Origin of the sequence: Rhodocytophaga rosea (assembly GCF_010119975.1) — a bacterium.
GTDB classification, from domain to species: domain Bacteria; phylum Bacteroidota; class Bacteroidia; order Cytophagales; family 172606-1; genus Rhodocytophaga; species Rhodocytophaga rosea.
In genome coordinates this window covers 7,448,790-7,470,108 of record NZ_CP048222.1, presented here as the reverse complement: position 1 = coordinate 7,470,108, position 21,319 = coordinate 7,448,790, and the positions used below count along the sequence as shown (strand labels likewise).

Genomic DNA, 21,319 nt, shown 5'->3' with positions numbered 1-21,319 from the left:
TTTTTAGGTAAGCCAATATTTAACTACAGATTTTTTTTCTTTAATTCCTCGGCCGCATGATTTGCAGCCCTGGCAGTTATGGCCATAAATGTTAAGGAAGGATTCTGGGTAGAGTTGGAAGTCATACAGGCTCCATCGGTTACAAACACATTTTTGCAGCTATGCAACTGGTTCCATTTATTGAGCAGCGAAGTTTTGGGATCTTTGCCCATGCGTACACCACCCATTTCATGGATATCCAATCCTGGGGCTTTAGTAGGATTATCGTGCGTTTTGATATTTATAAACCCGGCTTTGGTGAGCATTTCGGTCATCTGCTCATGGAAGTCTACAATCATTTTTTCATCATTATCATCGTAGGCTACCGATACTTTCAACTGAGGAATACCCCAGGGATCTTTTAAATTCGCATCCAGAGCCACATAATTGCTTTCTTTAGGAATTGTCTCTCCCATCATGTGCGAACCTACGCGCCAGTTGCCATATTTTTTCTGGGTTAAACTTGTTTTTAATTCTTCTCCTAAGCCAGAAGTATCATTGGAGGTCATCCGGCTTCCGCTGAATCCGGCTGCATAGCCCCGCAAAAAGTCGGTTTCCTGCTTGAATACATTCCGGAACCGGGGTATATAACTGCCATTCGGACGGATACCAGCTGTTGTTGTATCCTGAAAACCTTCATACTCTGCAGAAATTGTAGTGCGGAAATTATGGAAAGCGATATACTTACCCAACAAGCCATTATCATTGCCTAATCCATTCGGAAAACGGTTAGACGTAGAATTCAGCAGGATTAAGTTTGTATTTAATGTCGCCGCATTTAAAAAGATGATCTGTGCATAATACTCGGTCATCTCTTTGGTCTGGGAATCGATCACCCGTACACCGGTGGCTTTATTTTTTTTCTCATCAAATATAATCGAATGAACGACCGAATGAGGTTTCAATGTCATTTTGCCGGTTTTGGCCGCCCAAGGTAAGGTAGAAGAGTTACTGCTGAAATAGCCTCCAAAAGGACATCCCCGCTCACACAAATTGCGGTTCATACACTTGGCTCTCCCCTGCTGAAAATGTATAGGCTGCGGTTTAGTAAGATGGGCGCACCGGCCGATAATTACCGGACGGGTGTTGTTGTAATGCTTCGCCATCTGCTCACTAAAATGTTTTTCTACACACGATTGTTCGTGCGGAGGCAGAAACTCCCCATCCGGCAATTGAGGCAGACCATCTTTATTTCCGGAAATACCGGCAAATTTCTCTACATAACTATACCAGGGTGCAATATCTTCATAACCAATGGGCCATTCAACCGCAAAACCATCCCGTGCAGGCCCATCAAAATCATACTTAGACCAGCGTTGGGTGCCTCTAGCCCATAACAGGGATTTCCCGCCTACCTGATAGCCCCGGATCCAGTCGAAAGGTTTTTCTTGTACATACGGATGTTCAGCATCTTTTACAAAAAAATGCGCAGAATCTTCGTTAAACGCATAACAACGGGTGGCTATTGGATTTGCATCTTTTAAGGCTTTTGGAAGCTGGCCCAGGTGTTCAAATTCCCAAGGGTTCATGTTGGTGGTCGGGTAATCAGTAATGTGCTTTACATCCCGGCCACGCTCCAGTACCAGGGTACGCAGCCCTTTACCGGTTAATTCTTTGGCTGACCAGCCACCGCTAATGCCTGAACCAATCACAATGGCATCGAACGTACGTTCTTTAACTGAATCTATATTTAAAAAAGACATGTAAACTAAATTGGTAAAATGTGAAATATATAGAAAAGCAGGCTCTATTGGGTTTAGGCCTTTACAGGTACGCAACCATTATAAAACCCGGGTACCATATTGTATTTGAGGATATTTACCATTACATACTCGGAGTTCATATAACCCCGGATTGTCAGGTTTTTTGTCATCTCGGCAAAGCGTTTTGTAGCCGTATCCGTAGAATTTATCAACTGAAGGAATACCTGCTTACGCTGCTTGGCATCACATTCCATAAATGACTTTTGAAAAGTCTGATTGGCTGCTTGCTCAGTAGTCGCCAGGCCTTTTTTCAGGTTTTCCTGTACATCTGCTCCATAACAGTCGTTCACCATCCGCATTATAAACTGATGCACTTTTAAGGATTTGGCGCCAGGCGTAGAAGTTTCGGGAATAATGGTTTCAACTATTTCTGCCAGCAGGTTTTCATCAGAAACCGGCAAAGTAGAGATATGTCCAATAGATTCAGGCGACCAGCCGGATGCCCATGCGGGAAGAGTTAGGATGCCGCCGGCAGCAATACCTAATTGTTTTAATAAAGAACGTCTTTTCATCAAAAAATAGAAGAGATTGAGTAGGTGAATGCATTCATCCGGTGTGGAAACTGTTCCCTGTATGGAAGAATACGTTAATATATGATTCAACAAAGTTAATTCATATACTGTATATAAACAATCCTATTTCATAACTGGTTCTCTTTTAAATTAAGAATTACTGAAAAGATAAGGGAAGTTGTGTTTTCAAAGCACTTTTTGGTCATGGTCAGATTTGCACCAGTCTAAGGGATAGGCTTATACTTAAAAATGGGCAGAACCTGAGTTGGTCATTTGCCTATAACAATTACTTCTGCTTCATGGCCTGCTCTATAGGTAAGTGGCGTATACGCTTTCCACAGGCTCTGTATACAGCATTGGCTATGGCAGCAGAGGTTGGGCCTTGTGCGGCTTCCCCGGCGCCCAATGGTTTTTCCTGAGGCCTGTTGATAACGGCTACTTCCACCTGGGGAACATCACTGAACCTGAAGATCGGATAAGAAGCCCAGTCCAGGCTATTGACATGCCTGGAATCAAACTGTACTTGCTCTTTGAGTGTCCAGCTGGCACTTTGGATCATGCCTCCTTCCGTCTGGTTGATGATGCCATCCAGATTGATTACTTCACCGGCATCAATAGAAGCCCACATTTTATGCACTTTCACTTCACCGGAGCCGGTTTCTACAGATACTTTTGCTGCAACGGCACAATAGGTAGCTGTATTTTTATATCGTGAAAAGGCATATCCCATCCCCTCTTTCTTATTTGTTTTTTCATTTTTTGTCATCTCCTGTATCTTTTTGACAACCGCTATGGCTCTTTCATCTTCCAGATGCATCAGGCGAAAGGTTAAGGGGTCTTTTCCTGCTTTTTCGGCGAGTTCATCCATAAAGGATTCCAGTGCAAAAATATTGGCATACGCACCTAGTCCACGCAGGGAAGATACCCGAAGTGGCCCTTCAAAAAAATGCGCTACAATCTGAAGATTAGGAATGGCATAATAGGGTTCTGCATTGCGGTGTCCTCCGCCAGTATAACCAGCCGATTGCATCTTAAATGCTTTGTCAATGTGGCGGGCAGTAAGTAATGTAGCAGGGTCTCCGCCGGGGCGTGTACTATGCGAATCGGTCCAAACTTCACTATCCCAATAGTTAATTTTTCCGGATGAATCCAGACTTGCTTTTAAGTCTACGGCGATAGCGCTGCCATAAGGTTCCCAGCCATGCTCCTCTGCCCGTGACCATTGCACGCGTACATGTTTGCCCGGATAAGCCATTGCCAGTAAGGCCGCATCTGTCGCCGCATCATCTGCCCCATTATGGCCATAACAACCAGATCCGGGTACGCCTACGATATGAATCTGATCTGAGGGAATACCAAGCATTTTTGTAAGCGCTTCTCTCATCGGGTATATACCCTGGCTATGCGACCAGATATGCAGAATGGAATTTTCAAACAATGCAATACCACAGGAAGGACCGATAGAGCCATGCATAATATAAGGCTTAAAGTAGCTTGCTTGTATGGAAAGAGCATTGCCACCGGAAGCACCATTTATGTTACCTTTTACTTTCACCTGCTCGGTTTTACCAGGCAACTTTTTGATATACGTTTGCAAGTCACCTTCCGGTAAGGCTTTTCCAGGTGTCCAGGTGGCATGTTCTTTTACAAAAGCCTGAGCCTGCATTGCTTCAAATTCATCGGTGGCAATCAAACCTAAGAAATTACCATTTACCACTGTTTTTATGATACCAGGAAACTTTTGCTTTAAGGCTTTTTCATCAAACGAGCTTAGTTTTGCCTCGTAAGCTGAAGGCCTGATGATGCGTCCATGTACCATTCCCGGAAAACGCAAGTCCTGGATATAGTACTGTTGACCCCTCACCATCCGTTCTATATCCTTGCGGGGGATAGCCTTGCCCACCAACTTGTAAGCAGATTTCTCTTTGAGTTGAACCGGCAAACGCACTTCATCTTTAAGCTGGGCGCCATCTAATATCTGGCTAAAAGTCAGTTTCTGCTTTCCACCCTTCACAAATACACTCCCGTTGGCCAGTTCCAGCTGCTCTGTTTTTGCCTGTAGTTTCTTCGCGGCGAGTTCCATCAATTTCATACGGGCAGCAGCCGCGGCATAGCGCACAGACATTGCACTGTTCTCAATCGAGCCGCTTCCGGCAGTATAGCCTTCGTGGGGAGTTCGTCCGGTTTCGGCCAGATGTACTTCCACGTTCTCAATATCCATATCCAGTTCTTCTGCCGCCACTTGTGCAATAGCCGTACGAATACCCTGGCCGAGTTCCATTTTTCCGGTTAATACACGGATTTTCCCTTCTGGCAAAATTTCCAGCCAGGCATTGATCTGTGGTTGTCCTTTCAGACTTCCGGGCAATGTATCGTCCAGGCTCTTATCTGTTTCTGGCAGCCAGCAGGTACCAAATAATGGAAAAGCTATCGTAAGACATCCTGCTCCTTTCAGAAAATCTCTCCTGGATAATGAAGCGTTGGTTTCTTTTTCTTTCATTCCTGCCCTTGTTTAGCTTTGGATGTTAGCGTATGCGAAGCTTGTTTAACGGCTTTGATCACACGGGATTGAGCCCCACAACGGCAGAGAACCCTTTGTAAATTCGTACGGATAGCATTTTCATCAGGCGATTTATTTTCCGATAACAGAGCTACTGCCGAAATAACCATTCCATTCAGGCAAAATCCACATTGCGCTGCTTGCTGTTGCACAAAAGCTTCCTGTACCGGATGCAATCCACCATCCTGGCGCAGGAGTCCTTCCAGAGTTGTTACCTTCAGGTTTTTAACATCGTCAATCCGCAGGAGGCAACTGGGAACAGCTTTTCCGTCCAGAAGTACCATACAGGAACCACATTGCGCCAAACCACAGCCATACTTAGGCCCATTAAGTTCTAAATGATTTCGCAGGACGTAAAGCAGTGGCATAGAAGGATCTACATCAACTGTATGTGTGTTCCCGTTCACAGTAAGGGTTATACTCGCTTTCATGAATTCTGTTTAAGTAGAATAATATTACAAAAAACTATCTAGCTTACATGGATGTAATCTAAAAAATCTAAAATTTGTTAAATTCTCCTAAACTATCTCTTCTTCATCTTAGCCATTACCCATACTTCAGCCGCATTTAACTCTCATTTTATGAGTATACCTATTTTTACGCTTTCAAAATAGTACCAGATACAAACTTATAGCTGCTATTATAAAAGAGTTTCTTAAAGTTCTTTATATGAGAAAAGAGTTGCTCAAAGAATTAACGGAAGTATTGGACTAAAAACGAAAGCTAACAAGGATGTGAAGCTTTTATAAGGGGCTTTAATTGATCAATTCCTTTAGCGTCCCATCAAGGGATAATATCGCTTACAATTAACCCGGCCCTTGTAGAAATTGGCATGATAGGATTGCTATCAATATATTAATGAGGAGCCATATACATATCTTCAATTTCTTCCAGCGTTTTGCCTTTGGTTTCAGGCACCATTTTATACACCACCCAGAAAGAAATCAGGCAGCAGACAGCAAAGAGCCAGAAAGTAATCGCTGTACCAACAGATTCCAGTAAAACAGGAGTTAGTTGACCCACCACGGTATCAGCTATCCACATGGTCATGATGCTAAGGGCTAAGGCTCTGCCCCGTATTTTATTAGGAAAAATTTCGGCAGCAATTACAAATTTTAAGGGTCCAATAGAGAAAGCAAAACAGGCGAGAAAAGCAATTACACTCAGGAGGAGAAAAAGACTATTCGTGGCACCAGTGTAAAAACAAATGCCTGTTAAAAATAAACTGATGGTTGCCCCCATTGATCCCACCAGATACAATGGCCGGCGGCCCATCTGGTCTACCTTCCAGACAGCAATTAAAGTAAATAGCAAGTTTGCTGCGCCCAAAATAATCTGGCTCATAAGCGCATTGTCGATACTGATACCAGCATCGTTCAGAATGCGTGGACCATAATAAATAACCGCATTAATTCCACTGAACTGGGAAAATAAAGGCAATAACAATCCGATCCATAAGGCTTTTCGCATGCCTGGGGCAAATAGTTCTTTATACGAGCCTGTTTCATGACTAAGGGTACGGCGGATATTCTGGAAATCTTGCTGAGCTACGACTTCTCCGTTGATTTTGGCCAGAATAGACATACCTTCTCCTTCCCTACCCTGCTGTATCAGCCAGCGGGGACTGTCCGGCACAAAGAATAATCCAGCTAAAAATAACAAAGAGGGTATTACCCCTATGGCAAACATGCTTCTCCACACTTCCTGCAATACAATATAGTCCAATAAACCGCCTAATGACTGGCCCTGGTGTTCCTGTGAATAGCTAAGGACAGCAGCATTGGTCAGGTAAGCTACCAGAATTCCTAAGGTTACCGCCAGTTGGTAAAAGGTCACCAGTCTGCCACGGACAGAAGCTGGGGCAATTTCCGAAATATATAAAGGAGCCAGGTTTGAAGCCACTCCTACGCCCATCCCCCCTACTATACGTGCTATGATCAAAAAAGTAAAAGAGGAAGCCATAGCCGTGCCTAAAGCAGATAACAAAAACAGAATGGCTGCAATAATGAGTAATTTTTTCCGTCCCCACCGGTCGCTTAATTCTCCGGAAAACAATACCCCAATTACACAACCTACAATGGCACACGACACAAACCAGCCTTCTTCAGCGGCAGCCAGTGAAAATTGTTTCTGTACAAAGGGCAATACGCCTGAGATCACCGCCATATCAAACCCGAACAATAATCCACCTAAGGTAGCTACCAGGGTAATGAATACCAGATATGAAGAACTTTTACTTTCCATGTTAAATATTTATCCGAGAGTGCCAATAATAGTATTGCATGTGTTTGATTACTCCGATTCCGCTAAAGTCTATCAAGGTTCTAATAACTATCCTTGGGCTTATTGCCCATCTCCAGAATTAATGTACCGCCATCAGTCACCGACTTAAAAGGAATAAATGGTTTGTAGAGTTTCTTTCCATTCATTGTAAAAGATTGTACATAGCTATTTTTTTGGCTGTTGTTCCGGGCTTCTATTACAAACTCTTTTCCTTTATAATATTTTTGATTGAGTTGAATCGTAATCTTAGTAAAAAGCGGACTTCCTATGCCGAAACTGGGTTCCGTTTCCGTGAGTGCTTTTACGTCAAATAAACCCATGCTGCCTATCACATACCAGGCTCCCAATTGTCCCTGGTCTTCATCCTGGCCATAGCCATAGCCGTGTACACCTTCTGTTCCGTAGAATTCATTACAAATGGCCCGTGCCCATTTCTGAGTAAGTGAAGGTTTGCCGGAATAATTGAACAGCCAGGAAATATGTAGGTTAGGCTGGTTTCCATGATTGTATAACCCTTCTAAGCCGGCAAAGGCATCAATATTTTTGCCACCCCCAAACACTGCTTTTTGAGAAACGGTGAAAATACTGTCGAGCCTCGAGTTGAATCGGTCTTTTCCTACTTTAGCTACCAGACTTTCTGGTTCGTGTGGTACATAAAAGGTATATTGCCAGGCATTACCCTCCTGAAATCCCCGCCATACTTCGGTGGGTTTGAAATTATCAATGAATTTACCATCAGCATATTTTGGCCGCAGGAATTGTGTCTTCGGGTCGTAGAGTTGCTCCCAGGCCTTGGATAAACGCATCAGTTGCTGGTGATCCTTCTCTTTCCCTAATAGCTTTGCCCATTGAGCTACAGAAAAAGAACTAAACGCATATTCGAGTGTATGAGAACCGGAAAAACGCCATATTTCGTCCGAAGCATCTGACTTATCAATGTGATTAACAAATCCATATTTTACAAAGCGGTCTACATCCAGTTTCCCGGCCCCTCTTGGACGATTATTCCCGTCGATTTCGTTTTTCAAGGATGCTTCATAGGCTAAGTTTACATCAAAATCTCGGATGCCGCACATATAGGCACTGGCCATTACCAGGCTGACAAAGTTGGTGCCCACTCCAGATACATATTTACTATTGGCAATGCCATCGCCCAGCCAGCCGGCATCTTTATAGACCAGCAACTGGCTTTTTACGAATGCTGAATAATATTCCGGATAGGCCAGAGCCCAAAGCTGTGTCAGGTTCCAGAAAGCCCCCCAAATGGCATCGGTATTGTAATGATGATGAACCGGTTTGTTATTTTTATCTACAGGAATTTGCCCTACGGTGCCATCATTTTTTGGATACGCTCCATTTACATCACTGGCAAGTCCACGGCCTAATAAAGCATGGTATAAGCCTGTATAAAATTTTACTTTGTCGGCCCGGTTGGAAGTTTCTACTTGTATGCGGCCCAGATAAGTATTCCAGGTAGAGAGTGCCTGATTTTTTGCCTGATCAAAACTTAAATTAGCTGCTTCTGTTTGCAGGTTCAGGCGGGCATTTTCAATGGAGGTATAAGAAAGTCCGGCTTTGATGGTGACTGATTCATTGGCTTTGGTAGTAAAAGTCAGATACATTCCTGCCCCTTCTCCAGACAATTCTTTTTTCCCGGCTTGCTGCTCATTTCCTTTGAATACACCAAAAGCCGTTGGTTTTTTATCCAGAACAGCTGAAAAATACATGCTTACTTCGGCTCCTGCCTGGTATTTCTGCACATATTCCGGAAGGGTAGTAACAAAACCTTCAATGCGGCCATCTGGTGTCATATATACTTTAGCATCTTTCACCCGGCCACTTTCACCCTGGCGGTTTCCTATGTCAAACAGAATATGGGACTCATTGCCTGCCGGAAAAGTATAGCGGTGAAAAGCCACTCTCTCAGTAGCTGTCAGTTCCGCTTTTATACCATACTCTTTTAATACCACTGAGTAATATCCGGACGTTGCCTTTTCATCTTTGCGGTCAAAGGGAGAACGGTAACCTTCGTTTGTATTTTCTAATTTGCCAGGAATGGTTTGCAGTTTGCCGGTTAGAGGTGCAAACACTATTCCGCCGATCTGGAATTCATGAAAATTTGCAAAACCTTCAATGGATTCATGTCTAAAATCATAGCCTACTGCTTCCCATCCGGATTTATTTCCATAATGCCCATCTGTAGAAGGAGCTGGTTTAGCCATACCGAAAGGAATAGCCCCTGGGGTAAAATGAAACCAGCGGCAATGGGCTGTGCCAATATGCGGATCAACGAATTGCGTAAAATCGGGTTTGGCTGTTTGTGCAGTTGAAGTATCAGAGAAAACACATACCAATACTATATGTATCACCAGAATAACAAATGCTCGCTGATTAACAAATCGCAACCAAGTAAGTACAGAAAAGGTAGAATTAGAATAGCGCATGAGCAGCTTAACTTTATCTATTATATATTCAATTTGCTTACTTAGCATTTGCTGCCGCTGACATAGAAGGCGGTGCATCCTGTGGTTTGCTTCCCCAGTTTTGGTTGGGTTCTGGTCCCATTTCCAGTACTAGTTTTCCTCCATCTACCAGATCCGCATGATAAAACCATGGCTTGGTTAATGGCTTTCCATCTAGAGTTGCTGACTGAATGTAAATGTTTTTATCCGAAGTATTTCTGGCTTCAATTTCAAAGGTTTTTCCAGAATAATACTGGTTATCCAGGGTAATGGTCGTTTTCTCAAACAAGGGACTGCCTATTTCATAAAAGGGTTTTACAGAAGCCCCTCCATCTGTTTCAAAAAGCCCCATGGCGCTCATTACAAACCAGGCTCCCATTTGTCCTTCGTCCTCGTCGCCCAGCCAGCCATGGTAAGGATCGGAACCGTAGTAGGTATTCATGATCTCACGTGCCCATTTTTGAGTAAGCCAGGGTTTACCGGAATAATTGAACAAATAGGCCGCCTGCATATTGGGCTGGTTTCCATGATTGATCGGCACCCGGTCGTACAGATCGGCTTCGGCATTGAAACTAAACCTGGCAGATTTTTCAAAACCTTCTTCCAGCCGCTTGTTAAATTCATCTTTCCCCATCAGGTTGAGAATGCCTTGTACATCATGCGGATTAAAAAAGCTGTATTGCCAGGCATTGCCTTCCAGATAGCCGGTTCCATTGAACGAGGTGCAGCAATAGGGATTCCAGTCTTTCACCCAGGCGCCATCTTTGTGTTTCATGCGGATGTATTTTGTTTCCGGATCGAATACGTTTTTATAATTCCCCGCCCGTTTAATAAACCCTTTATATTCACTTTTTTTGCCCAACGCTTTGGCCATCTGGGCTACACACCAATCGTCATAGGCATATTCTAAGGTATTAGAAACCTGGCCTTCTTCATGCGGCACATAGCCTAATTTCATGTACGAGTCAAAAAACTTATTTCCGGCATACCCCCCACATTCGTGTTTTACTCCAGGTACGGTCTGTTGATGAAGCATTGCCTTAAAAGCTGTAGCAGCGTCAAAGTTCCGGATACCTTTCTGATAAGCACTCACAATCAGTGAAATTTCGTGGGAAGCTTCCATAATACCAGAATATTCAATTCCTGCAGGTCCCTTCGACAGCCAGCCGCCGTGCTTGTACATTTCCAGCTGGGATTTTACCCACATATTGGCAATATCCGGATTTACCAATGTCCATAGCTGGTTCAGGTTCCAGAAGGTATTCCAGAAAGCATCAGACCCTAGGATGGGAGATTTGGGATCATCAAGTGTACGTACTTGTTCACATACATCTACATATTTGCCATTAACGTCGCTCCAGATGGTACGGGCAATATAGGAACGATACAGATTGGTATAGAACTTCTTAAGATTTTCTTCGCTGCCGCCTTCTACTTTTATCTTACTAAGCAAGGTATTCCAGGTGGTTCTGGCATTATTCCTGACCGAATCAAAATTCCAGTTAAACGGATTCATCTCCGTTTCCAGGTTCAATCTTGCCCCTTCCACACTTACCAGCGAAATACCAGTCTGCATCAGAATTACTTCGCCTTTTTGCGTTTTGAAATCTGCAAATGCCCCAATATCGCCACTGCCGGTTACTTCTTTTACTTTGTGCAAAACGCTATCCTTTTTCCAGCCGCCAAAATACCCGATTGGTTTATTAAACCGCACGACAAAATGAACCGTGTACTCATTCCAGTCATCCATCTGCTGTTTAGAATAGCCTTCAATTTCCTTGTCGTTTACTTGTGTAATGCGGGCATCCAGAATTTTAGGTTTGTTTTCTGCCGGGAAATCCAGATCTATCAAAATATGTGCTTCTTCCTCCTGGGGATAGGTGAATCGAAAAAAACCTGCCCGGGTGGTACTTGTTAACTCAGTGCGGATATTTCCATTCATCAACGTTACCGCATAATAGCCTGGACTGGCTTGTTCTGTTTTTTTATCAATTCTGGAGCGGTACCCGGTAGTCCAGCCGGTAGTGGGGCCATCAGCAGGCCCTTGTTTGGTATTTAAAGCACCCACGGTAGGCATAATTGAAAGGCCAGACATGGTCCAGGAATGGATGTGACTGAAACCGCCAATGTTATTTAAGGTATATTCATACCCAGCTTTCCATACATTCCCCTGATTATCCGGACTCAATTGCACCATTCCGAAGGGCATTGTTACGCCAGGGTTCAGCATCCAGCGGGATTCAGACGAACCGATCATAGGATCGGCATAATCTACCGGCTGCTTTGGCTGAGCCAGTAGCAAAACCGGCACACATATAATTAAAAATAAGATTACAAGGTTTCTTATCGTATACATAGGGGATATTAACAGTGATCATCCTTAACAAATGCTTTTACTACTTTTGCCTGGCTCTTGCCTTCATTGATAAGTACATAACTTCCGGCAGCAGCCGGCACTACAAAAGTTTCAGCATAATGAATAGTCTGTTCCAATGCGCCTGTCCGGACGGTAATAGAACTTCCTTCTACCAGGCTTAAAATATGGCACTGCCCTTCGGTGGCTATCTCTACCGAGGAATCAAATTCGATGCGTTGAATAGCATAAAAATGCTCTTCATGGGTAGACAGATTAATTAATTGCCAGTCTTGGCCTTTTTTGATTACTTCTGGCTTCGACAATAATTGCTGCTGTACTTTCTCACCTTTCCGTTCAAAATCCAGGTTCCGGAAAGCCCGGTCAATGTTCAGTGGACGGGGTAAACCTTTAAGGTCCAGGCGGAGCCAGTCATACATTTTAAAGGTATAGATATAGGGTGTTGCACTGATTTCCAGCACCATGGTATTTTTCCCGGAGCAGTGTACAGTTCCATTGGGAATCAGAAACAGATCGTGTTTCTGCGCCGGAAATACCTGTACATATTTCTCTACTTCAACCGGAGTATTATTCTGAAAACTATCCTCCAGCTTTTCTCTAAACTCAGTTTTGTTGATATTTTCCTGAAAACCCAAATATACCTTTGCCTCTTCTTTGGCATCGAGAATATAATAGGTTTCATCCTGGGTAAAATTCTCCCCAAAATTCGCCTGGATAAACTTTGTAGTCGGATGGCATTGCAAAGAAAGGTTTCCACCATCAAAAGTGTCCAGAAAATCGAAGCGGATCGGGAATTCATATTTAAAACGCCTGGCTGCTTTTCCTAATACTGATTCATTCCCGGCAAACATCAGAAAGTCGAAGGATACTTCCAGCAAATGGCGGTTGCTTTCCAGAATAATTCCGTTTTCCGGCACAATTAGCTCAAACGACCAGGCATAATTTACTACTTCTTTGCTCAGGCCTTCTATTCTGTCTTTTATCCATTGTCCGCCCCACACACCGGGTTCAAACCAGGGCCGCACTCGGAACATATGCTGCGACATGGATTGCAAGGCATCTCTAAACTTCTCTCCGTTCATCCAGGTGATATCCTCTACTCGCTGTTCATCTACAATTACATCAATAGAAGGAAGGATTTGCTTTTTGTGTTTATTGAGTACTGCCCAGTCTACAAAATAAAAGCGTTTGTATTGCGGACCAGGTTTAATGGGTTGTAAAGCTCCGATATTGCAAACATTTCCCGCCCGCGAACGGAACTGAATTTCATTTTTAGGTACATCCAGATATACGAGGGGTGCATTCCAGCCTGCTAAAGCTGCGCCGCAACCATACAATATATTAATTCCAGCCTTTTTTGGCTGAAGCTTTTTCAATCTCCCCAGGTCAAAAAAGTCACTTAATTCACCTGGATACACATTTCCAAAGATAGGATCATCTCCGCCCAGATACGGTTCAATCATTTGATTGATCTCATTTTCATCTTTCCAGGCAGCATCCATACAAAGCCAGTTCACACGAACACCTTTGCGGATAAACTGCTGATTCAGGTTGTCTACGAATTGTTCCCAAAGCACTCCTCCATATCCCTCAATCACTACTTTCTCTTTCGCAGCTATCCAATCAGCCAGACTTTCGAAACCTGTGTAAATAGAGCCGTTTTCCAGTTTAAACGTTGGATAAATATCATAACCTTGGGAAGAAAGGACAAGTTTTTCCACAGGTAACAGTGGTTGATGCGTTTCCCGGTAGTTGGCTTTACTGTGCTGTTCTTTATCTTTTTCTATCAATCCCTGTACGGCTCCTCGGATGGCAAGTGAACTTGTATTATCTGTCATATGTATCTGGTAAGTATAGCTGGTTTGTTTTAACGTCTGCAGGAAAGCTTCTTTAAAATACCCGTAAGCCTTCATTATGTTTCCTCCGAATATGATCTGATCTGGCTGAAAAGACTCTATCACGGGAGTTAGAAACTGGGCCAGGTGAGTGCCGAATTCCGTAAATACTTTATAAGTGATGGCATCTGCCGGATAGTAATCTACCAGTTGTTTTACATTCTGCAGGGTGCTGCCTTTTAAAGCATTAAACCTGTTCAGCAGCCAGCGGGTAGATATATAGTCTTCGGCTATTCCTTCTTTAAATGGCTGATAGTATAAAAATCCACCCTCCGGAATCCCCGGCCCTTCTATCCTTGCCTGACCATCGGAATAAAAACCACCCCCTAATCCGGTACCTATCGTAACAGCCAACACTTTATCTTTCTTCCAGCCATTTGCCTGAACAGCCCCTAACAAAAATCCATGCGCATCATTCACAAATTCAACCTGACTTGCTTGCATGGCTAACTGGCTGCTTAACTGATTAACCAGCATAGTCCTGATATTTAATCCAAACAAATCATCATACTTGTGCAAACTTTCAATGGCTGCAATTCCCTTTTCATACTGAAAGGGTCCGGGCATGGCAAAACCTATTCCATTAAGTGCAGAAATATTGTGGTCCCGGCAGATAGCTTCAATGGTTTTACTCCACTGCTCTAGTATTACCTCTGCCCTGTCTGCACTGTTAATTAATTGTGTAAGAACAGGAAATTGAGTTATGGTTTGCACTGTCCCAACCTGTACGATGCCAGCTGCGATGTGAGAACCTCCAATATCCAATCCAACATAATACTTGTTCATATGTTCAAACATATGAACAAATGTAAAGAAATATTACAAATAATTCTACAGGAAATTAAAAATTATGTATTTCTTTTAATATCAATCGAGTAGGTAAACTTATCTCCCCTGTAAAAGCCAATGTTGTACTCAATGCTCCGGTTTCCGGCATCATACACCAGCCGCTTGCGGTATAAAACAGGCGAGCCTTCCTGAATATTTAAGTGTCTGGCTACGACTGCATCAGCAGCTACTGCTTTTAATTCTTCGCTGGAACGGCTGGGAAACACCGACAGATCCTGTTCCAGAAGCTGGTATAAAGGCCGATGAAAATTTTCTTCACCGGTTAATCCAAGCCGGGGATGAAACCAGGAAATGAAATAAACAAAGGGTGCTTTATCATCACCACGTAATCTTTCCAGTTTTATTAGCTGGGTATCTTTGTCTATCTGAAATGCTTCTGCTAATACAGTATCAGCTCCTTCCTTACTAACCTTGACGAGGTAATTTTTTAAGGAAACGCCTCTCCGGGTCATTTCCTGTGTGAAACTATGCCATTCGTCCAGGTGGGTGGTGATGGTTTTGGGAGCTATTTGTGTACCTACGCCTTTTTTCCGGATCAACAATCCTTCCAGCACCAGTTTATAAATCCCCTGGCGAACTGTATTGCGCGAAACCCCAAACCGCCTAGCCAGTTCTTCTTCTTTAGGCAGCAGCTTTCCTCCATCATATTTTCCACTTTCAACCAGTTCCCGAATCAAATCTTCAATCTGTTTGTGCAAAGGAATAAGAGAAGCGTGGTTGATTTGCATTTGTAACTATTTATTAAATGTTCTGCAATGACTAAGGCTTCAAATATGATAAAATATGTGGTGGTTTACTACAGTATTGCAAAAAGTTGTACTGATATCAGAGATGAACTATTGCGAAAATACGCAGGCAAATCAGAATATATTCTCATACAGACTATCTGCCGATTCCATTCACACATGGATCTGGCATCTGTCTCAGTAATTATCTGATGGAGTCAAATCATCGATATCAATAATTTAAATTCTTCTGTTTACTAAACTCTTTCTCCAATCTTTTAAGACTGATTTTTCATTCTGGTAATTAAACAGCTTTAGTTCCAGAAGAAAAAGGGAAAATACCCCAAAAGTGTTTTGTTTTTATTTTTTTTACTATAAATTGTGACTTTTACAAGTATTTTTTAGATATAACCTATACAAAAAAGCTTGTAATATTTATATTTCAGCAGTATAATTTCTTCTATTTATTGTAGGGTTTTACAAGGAAATTAATAATAGATTATTCGTTCAAATTATCCAAAACAGTGGCGTATTATGAATGACAAAGAGGTCTGGAGAAAGTTTAAGAATGGGAATGAAGCTGCCTTTGCACAGATCTACAGCCGGTATGTAAAAATGCTTTTTGGGTATGGGATGAAGCTGGTAAAAGATACGGATATTGTAGAAGATTGTATTCACGACCTGTTTATAGAACTATGGGGGAGAAAAGAGCATCTGGGAGATACCGATGCTGTGAAACTATATCTGTTTAAAGCGCTGAAAAGAAAAATCATCAGAGTTGTTGCCCGGCACCGGACAAGCTTACAAAGTACCACCTCCATTACAGACGAATTTGATGCAGATATAGTATTCCCTCACGAAACATTACTGATCTTAAACCAGCTCAACTACGAGCAGGAAGAAAGGTTAAAGCAGGGAATTAATAAACTGAGTGAAAATCAGCGGGAAATTATTTATTTGCGCTTTTATGCCAACTTAAGCTACGAAGAAATCAGCAGTTTGCTGCTCATCAATTACCAGTCCGTAAAAAACCTGATGTTCCGCTCCATGAAAGCATTGCGGAAAGAATTGATATCTACCTTTATCAGCTTTCACCTGCTGCTTTTTCTGATCGCCTGAGTACAGGTCCAGCCTTTTATACATTTCAAAAATATTTTGCAAAAAAAGCAAAAAATGTGAGTACCGGATGTGGAGTAGTGCCCTTTGCTAATAAAGGTCATTAATTGTGATTTTTGATGGAATATTTGGATTATTTACTGGAGGATTTTCTTGTTGATGAACAGTTTCAGCAATGGGTGCTGTTCCCGGACAAAAATAGCAGCCGGTTTTGGGAAAACTGGTTACAGCAGTATCCGGAAAAACAGCCATTGGTGGAAAATGCCAGACAAATCCTGAAAAAGATGGCTTTGCAGGAAAATCCATTGGTAGACAATAGCCGGATTGACAAACTCTGGCAAAGAATTGAAACGACCAGAAAGCGAGAGTATAATACGCCTGTAGCTATATCTTCCAAACCAAAACCGATCTGGCTCCTTTCCAGATATCAGCGTATAGCCGCCGTATGTACCATTTTGCTAACAGGCATTTTATTATACTATGTGGTTTTCCGGCCTGCGGAAATGATAGAATACAAAACTGCGTATGGCAAAACCAGAAGCCTTGTCTTACCGGATCAATCTATGGTGATGCTCAATAGCAATTCCACTATCCGCTATGCCGCTGAATGGGACCAGGATGAACCCCGGCAGGTTTGGGTGGAAGGAGAAGCCTATTTTTCGGTGGTGCATACACACAATCATCAGAAATTTCTTGTAAAAACTACTTCCGGTATGGACGTGGAAGTGTTAGGAACAGCCTTTAATGTTAAAAACCGAAAAAGCGGTACCCAGGTCATACTGCAATCCGGTAAAGTAAAATTGCTTATCCAGCAGAAAGAAGCTACCAGACAGGTATTGATGGACCCCAGTGAATCAGTTGAACTGGCAAATACAGCTTCCGGATATGTAAAAAAGCGCGTAGATCCACAACAATTCCTCTCATGGACGCAGAATAAGCTGATCTTTAAAAATACTTCTATTGCCCAGATAAAAACCATCCTGGAAGAAACTTATGGGTTAACAGTGAGTATTCCGGACACTAGCCTGCTCAACCAGAAAATTACAGGTTCTGTGCCCAGCAACAGTATCGAAAGTATATTATTTGTTCTTTCCGAATCCTTCAACTATACCATAATCAAAGAAAAAAACCAGCTGGTATTCTTAAAAAAACAGTAACAACATTGTAAAATCACTCATTGAATTTTGTTCCGGATGAGTAAAAATCATCCCTCTTGATAAATTTAATCTAATCCTTTAACCATAAAATACCTATGATGAAGTTAAAAAAGTACTACATACTTATGGCGATGCTGTCGCTTCCTCCGGTTGCTTTCGCACAAACCATTGCTTCCTCCCTGCCTGTACCAACAACTGATTTATTAGTTCCCGCCGGTTCTCCGCTACAATCTTTATCGCTGGAGCAAGCACTTACTGAACTGGAAGTAGCTTACGATGTATCGATTGTATATAAGAGCGAACTGGTACGCAATAAAATCACCCAACGGTTTAAAGCGGAAGGAACGCTGGATGAAGTCCTGGATAACTTGCTTAAACCCTATAACCTGGAATTTAAGAAGTCAAAAAAAGTATATGTGATTATTAAAAAGGATAAACCGAACGATCTGGGAAATGGCACCTCTTTTAAACGCATAAATAATCCAGCCTTTCAACCCGGTCTGGAAAACAGCACCAGTCTTAACCACCTCATTTCAAATAATACTTTTCGCACAGAAGCCGTAAAAGCCCTGACGATTACCGGTACCATCACCGATGAAAATAACCAGCAATTGCCTGGGGTAACTATTCTGTTAAAAGGTACTACTACTGGTACAACCTCTGATTCGGATGGAAAATATACCCTTACTGCTCCCGATGGCAATGGTACGCTGGTGGCTTCGTACATTGGCTATGCTACCCAGGAAATTGCCATTAATAACCGCTCAGTAATAGATATTTCGTTAAAACCTGATATTAAATCTCTGGAAGAGGTAGTGGTAGTAGGGTATGGAACCCAGCGTAAATCCGACCTGACTGGTGCGGTTGGTACGATAAAAGCAGAAACCCTGCAGGAACGTCCGGCAGCTTCGCTGAATCAGAACCTGGCTGGCAGAATCACCGGGGTGAACGTATCGGTAAATTCCGGCCGTCCTGGCGGAAGAGCCAATATCCGTATCCGGGGAAATACATCCGTGAGTGTGACCAATAATCCGCTGTATGTAATTGATGGGGTGATTCTGAATGTAACCAATCTAACCAACGGCAGTACGCCTATCGATTATATCAATCCCAATGACATTGCTTCTATTGAGGTATTAAAAGATGCGTCAGCTACCGCTATTTATGGGGCAAGAGGCGCCAATGGCGTAATTATGGTAACTACCAAACGGGGCAGCCAGGGCGGCGGAAGAGTGAATTATGATACCGATTTTAGTATTGGCGTACTGCCCCGGAAAATACCTTTGCTCAACTCCAGGGAATTTTTGCAGGTAGAAGAATTAGCCTATGCCAATGCACAGAAATACGATCCGGTAGGCTGGGCTGGCGGCAAATACCCTGACCCTAAAACCAAACGGACCAATCCTTTGCTATTCGATGCCAATGGCAATCCCTTATATGATACCGACTGGCAGGATGAAGCTTTTCAAAAGGCACTTACCCAGAATCATCAACTCTCTTTTACTGGTGGCAATGGCAAAGACAGCTATGGCGCTTATCTCGGTTACCGGAATGAAAATGGACTGGTAAGAAATTCCTGGTTAAAAAGGTATTCCGGCCGCTTTGTAATGGATACCCAGATCAAAGACTGGTTAAAGGTAGGTGGCACCATCAGTTACAACGACCAGAATGAAAACCAGGTTGATCCTTTAGGAGCCGGTGGTATTATCGCCATGCGGCAGGTGCTGGAGGCATTACCCATTATCCCTGTAAAATACCCGGATGGCCGCTGGGGAGGCAACGAAGACTATCCCGGGATGGAAGGTGGCGGCAATCCGCTGAATATTTTACAAGAGCGTTTATTTTTTGTAAAAACGCAAACCATGCTGGGGAATTTATATGCCAATATCCGCTTAGCTGAAGGCCTGGAATTGCGGTCAACCTTGGGAACGAATATTATCAACCAGCGGGTAGATTATTATGGCGGACGTACCCTCAACTATATTTCACGTAACCAGGGCGGTGATGCCTCCATTACCAACGAACGCCATAATTCCTGGCAGTTTGAAAATTATCTTACCTATAACAAACGTTTTGCTGAGATACATTCTGTTAATGCTTTGTTAGGGCTTTCCTGGCAGCATGTTGATAGGTTTGCAAATACAGCCCAGTCACAGCGTTTCCAGGATGATTATTATACCTTCAATAATCTAGGTGCCGGCTCTACCGTAATTGCGCCCAGTTCTTCTACCAGTGCCTATGGCTTGAATTCTTATTTTGGCCGCATCAACTACGGCTTGAAAGACAAATATCTGGTTACATTCACAGGCCGTGTGGATGGTTCGTCTAAATTTGGTTCGGCCAACCGATATGCCTTTTTCCCATCAGCCGCACTGGCCTGGAGGTTATCTGATGAAGATTTTATAAAAAACATTCCGGTGATCTCTAACCTGAAACTGCGCACCAGCTATGGCGTAACCGGCAACTCAGAAATTACAGCTTATCAGGCGCTTGCAGGCATGGGAAATTATCAGCTGGTTTTTAATGATACCAGAGCAATCGGTATCGGTATCAACCGCCTCGCTAATCCGGATTTAAAATGGGAAAAAACCCACCAGCTGGATGCTGGCCTGGAACTGGGCTTGTTTAAAAACAGACTTTCTCTGGAATTCGATGTGTACCGTAAACTAACCACCGATATGTTGCTGAGTGCACCAGTACCTTCCAGCAGCGGCTTTACCACCGTGAGCCGGAATATTGGCAGCATGGAAAACCGGGGAATTGAACTGGGTATAAATACTGTAAACATTAATACAACTAACTTCTCCTGGAACACCACTTTTAATTTTTCTGTCAACAGAAACAAAGTTATTGCCTTAACCGGAGGAGCTGATATTTTTGAAGGTTCTACCGTAATCCGTGAAGGAGAGCCGGTAGGTTCATTCTTTGGATATACACACCTGGGTACCTGGAAAACGGAAGAAGCCGATGAAGCAGCCAAATACCTGAAAAAACCAGGCGATATCCGGTACCAGGATACCAACAATGATGGGGTTATTAATGACAACGACCGGGTAATTATCGGCAAAGGTATTCCGGATGGATTTGGCACGTTTCTCAATACTTTCCGCTATAAAAACTTCGACCTTACTGTTGATCTGCAATTTATGTATGGCAATGATGTACTGTTTAGAAGCAAGCACTCTGCCGAAGACCGGGTAGGTATTGCCAACAGCTTTAAAACTGTACTGAACGGCTGGACACCCCAAAACCAGAATACACCCCTGGCTGAATTAAGGCCAGTATCTGCCGGGTATAATACCAACAATGATACCTACCGGGTGCAGGATGCCTCCTTCCTGAGAGGAAGAAACCTCTTACTCGCGTATACTTTTGCTCCGGAATTGATCGAAAAATTGCATTTAAGCCGCCTGCGGATATTTGCTTCTACCCAGAATTTCTTTTTGCGGACCAAATATGAAGGATATGATCCGGAAGTTTCTACATCTGGCAGTACATTCGATCAGGGTGTAGCCTTGTATGACTATCCCAAACCCAGAGTATTTATGTTTGGCCTCAACATCGGATTGTAATTCTGTAACATT

The 21,319-nt window shown here is 43.0% G+C and carries 12 protein-coding genes; 3 read left to right on the top strand and 9 right to left on the bottom strand.

The genetic code is table 11. The features are described 5' to 3' along the window. Window positions 1–23: 23 nt before the first annotated feature. From GXP67_RS30635 to GXP67_RS30595, 9 genes are all read right to left on the bottom strand, one after another. The gene (locus GXP67_RS30635) at window positions 24–1,742 is read right to left on the bottom strand and encodes a GMC oxidoreductase (RefSeq protein WP_162446663.1); all 1,719 of its coding nucleotides are present in this window, start codon (window positions 1,740–1,742) and stop codon (window positions 24–26) included. A gap of 53 nt (window positions 1,743–1,795) precedes the next feature. Continuing rightward, window positions 1,796–2,314: a gluconate 2-dehydrogenase subunit 3 family protein gene (locus GXP67_RS30630; RefSeq protein ID WP_162446662.1), complete on the bottom strand. Its 519-nt coding sequence runs from the start codon at window positions 2,312–2,314 to the stop codon at window positions 1,796–1,798. 286 nt (window positions 2,315–2,600) lie between these two features. After that, complete coding sequence (locus GXP67_RS30625; protein ID WP_162446661.1) at window positions 2,601–4,814, bottom strand: xanthine dehydrogenase family protein molybdopterin-binding subunit; 2,214 nt, start codon at window positions 4,812–4,814, stop codon at window positions 2,601–2,603. Next, window positions 4,811–5,305: a (2Fe-2S)-binding protein gene (locus GXP67_RS30620; RefSeq protein ID WP_162446660.1), complete on the bottom strand. Its 495-nt coding sequence runs from the start codon at window positions 5,303–5,305 to the stop codon at window positions 4,811–4,813. The genes GXP67_RS30625 and GXP67_RS30620 overlap by 4 nt, the downstream gene beginning before the upstream one ends. 424 nt (window positions 5,306–5,729) lie before the next feature. After that, window positions 5,730–7,118, bottom strand: a complete 1,389-nt coding sequence (locus tag GXP67_RS30615) for a sugar porter family MFS transporter (RefSeq protein WP_162446659.1) — start codon at window positions 7,116–7,118, stop codon at window positions 5,730–5,732. An 80-nt stretch (window positions 7,119–7,198) separates the two neighbouring features. Further along, window positions 7,199–9,679, bottom strand: a complete 2,481-nt coding sequence (locus GXP67_RS30610; protein ID WP_197901588.1) for a GH92 family glycosyl hydrolase — start codon at window positions 9,677–9,679, stop codon at window positions 7,199–7,201. Beyond that, window positions 9,639–11,975, bottom strand: a complete 2,337-nt coding sequence (locus tag GXP67_RS30605; RefSeq protein ID WP_162446658.1) for a GH92 family glycosyl hydrolase — start codon at window positions 11,973–11,975, stop codon at window positions 9,639–9,641. Before GXP67_RS30605 ends, GXP67_RS30610 begins: the two co-directional genes overlap by 41 nt. 8 nt (window positions 11,976–11,983) lie before the next feature. Beyond that, complete coding sequence (locus GXP67_RS30600; protein WP_162446657.1) at window positions 11,984–14,674, bottom strand: ROK family protein; 2,691 nt, start codon at window positions 14,672–14,674, stop codon at window positions 11,984–11,986. A 62-nt stretch (window positions 14,675–14,736) separates the two neighbouring features. Continuing rightward, on the bottom strand, window positions 14,737–15,465 hold the full coding sequence (locus GXP67_RS30595; RefSeq protein WP_162446656.1) for a GntR family transcriptional regulator: 729 nt from the start codon (window positions 15,463–15,465) through the stop codon (window positions 14,737–14,739). A gap of 531 nt (window positions 15,466–15,996) precedes the next feature. Here GXP67_RS30595 and GXP67_RS30590 point away from each other — a divergent pair. From GXP67_RS30590 to GXP67_RS30580, 3 genes are all read left to right on the top strand, one after another. After that, window positions 15,997–16,581 (top strand): RNA polymerase sigma factor, encoded by a 585-nt coding sequence (locus tag GXP67_RS30590; protein ID WP_162446655.1) that lies wholly within the window; start codon window positions 15,997–15,999, stop codon window positions 16,579–16,581. A gap of 116 nt (window positions 16,582–16,697) precedes the next feature. Beyond that, window positions 16,698–17,735, top strand: a complete 1,038-nt coding sequence (locus GXP67_RS30585) for a FecR family protein (RefSeq protein ID WP_162446654.1) — start codon at window positions 16,698–16,700, stop codon at window positions 17,733–17,735. 95 nt (window positions 17,736–17,830) lie between these two features. After that, complete coding sequence (locus GXP67_RS30580; protein ID WP_162446653.1) at window positions 17,831–21,307, top strand: SusC/RagA family TonB-linked outer membrane protein; 3,477 nt, start codon at window positions 17,831–17,833, stop codon at window positions 21,305–21,307. The last annotated feature ends 12 nt before the right edge of the window (window positions 21,308–21,319 follow it).

Bases quoted from the DNA above. Each gene is read 5' to 3' on its own strand.
- GXP67_RS30635 (WP_162446663.1), bottom strand. From the start codon at position 1,742: ATGTCTTTTTTAAATATAGATTCAGTTAAAGAACGTACGTTCGATGCC.
- GXP67_RS30630 (WP_162446662.1), bottom strand. From the start codon at position 2,314: ATGAAAAGACGTTCTTTATTAAAACAATTAGGTATTGCTGCCGGCGGC.
- GXP67_RS30625 (WP_162446661.1), bottom strand. From the start codon at position 4,814: ATGAAAGAAAAAGAAACCAACGCTTCATTATCCAGGAGAGATTTTCTG.
- GXP67_RS30620 (WP_162446660.1), bottom strand. From the start codon at position 5,305: ATGAAAGCGAGTATAACCCTTACTGTGAACGGGAACACACATACAGTT.
- GXP67_RS30615 (WP_162446659.1), bottom strand. From the start codon at position 7,118: ATGGAAAGTAAAAGTTCTTCATATCTGGTATTCATTACCCTGGTAGCT.
- GXP67_RS30610 (WP_197901588.1), bottom strand. From the start codon at position 9,679: ATGCACCGCCTTCTATGTCAGCGGCAGCAAATGCTAAGTAAGCAAATT.
- GXP67_RS30605 (WP_162446658.1), bottom strand. From the start codon at position 11,975: ATGTATACGATAAGAAACCTTGTAATCTTATTTTTAATTATATGTGTG.
- GXP67_RS30600 (WP_162446657.1), bottom strand. From the start codon at position 14,674: ATGAACAAGTATTATGTTGGATTGGATATTGGAGGTTCTCACATCGCA.
- GXP67_RS30595 (WP_162446656.1), bottom strand. From the start codon at position 15,465: ATGCAAATCAACCACGCTTCTCTTATTCCTTTGCACAAACAGATTGAA.
- GXP67_RS30590 (WP_162446655.1), top strand. From the start codon at position 15,997: ATGAATGACAAAGAGGTCTGGAGAAAGTTTAAGAATGGGAATGAAGCT.
- GXP67_RS30585 (WP_162446654.1), top strand. From the start codon at position 16,698: ATGGAATATTTGGATTATTTACTGGAGGATTTTCTTGTTGATGAACAG.
- GXP67_RS30580 (WP_162446653.1), top strand. From the start codon at position 17,831: ATGATGAAGTTAAAAAAGTACTACATACTTATGGCGATGCTGTCGCTT.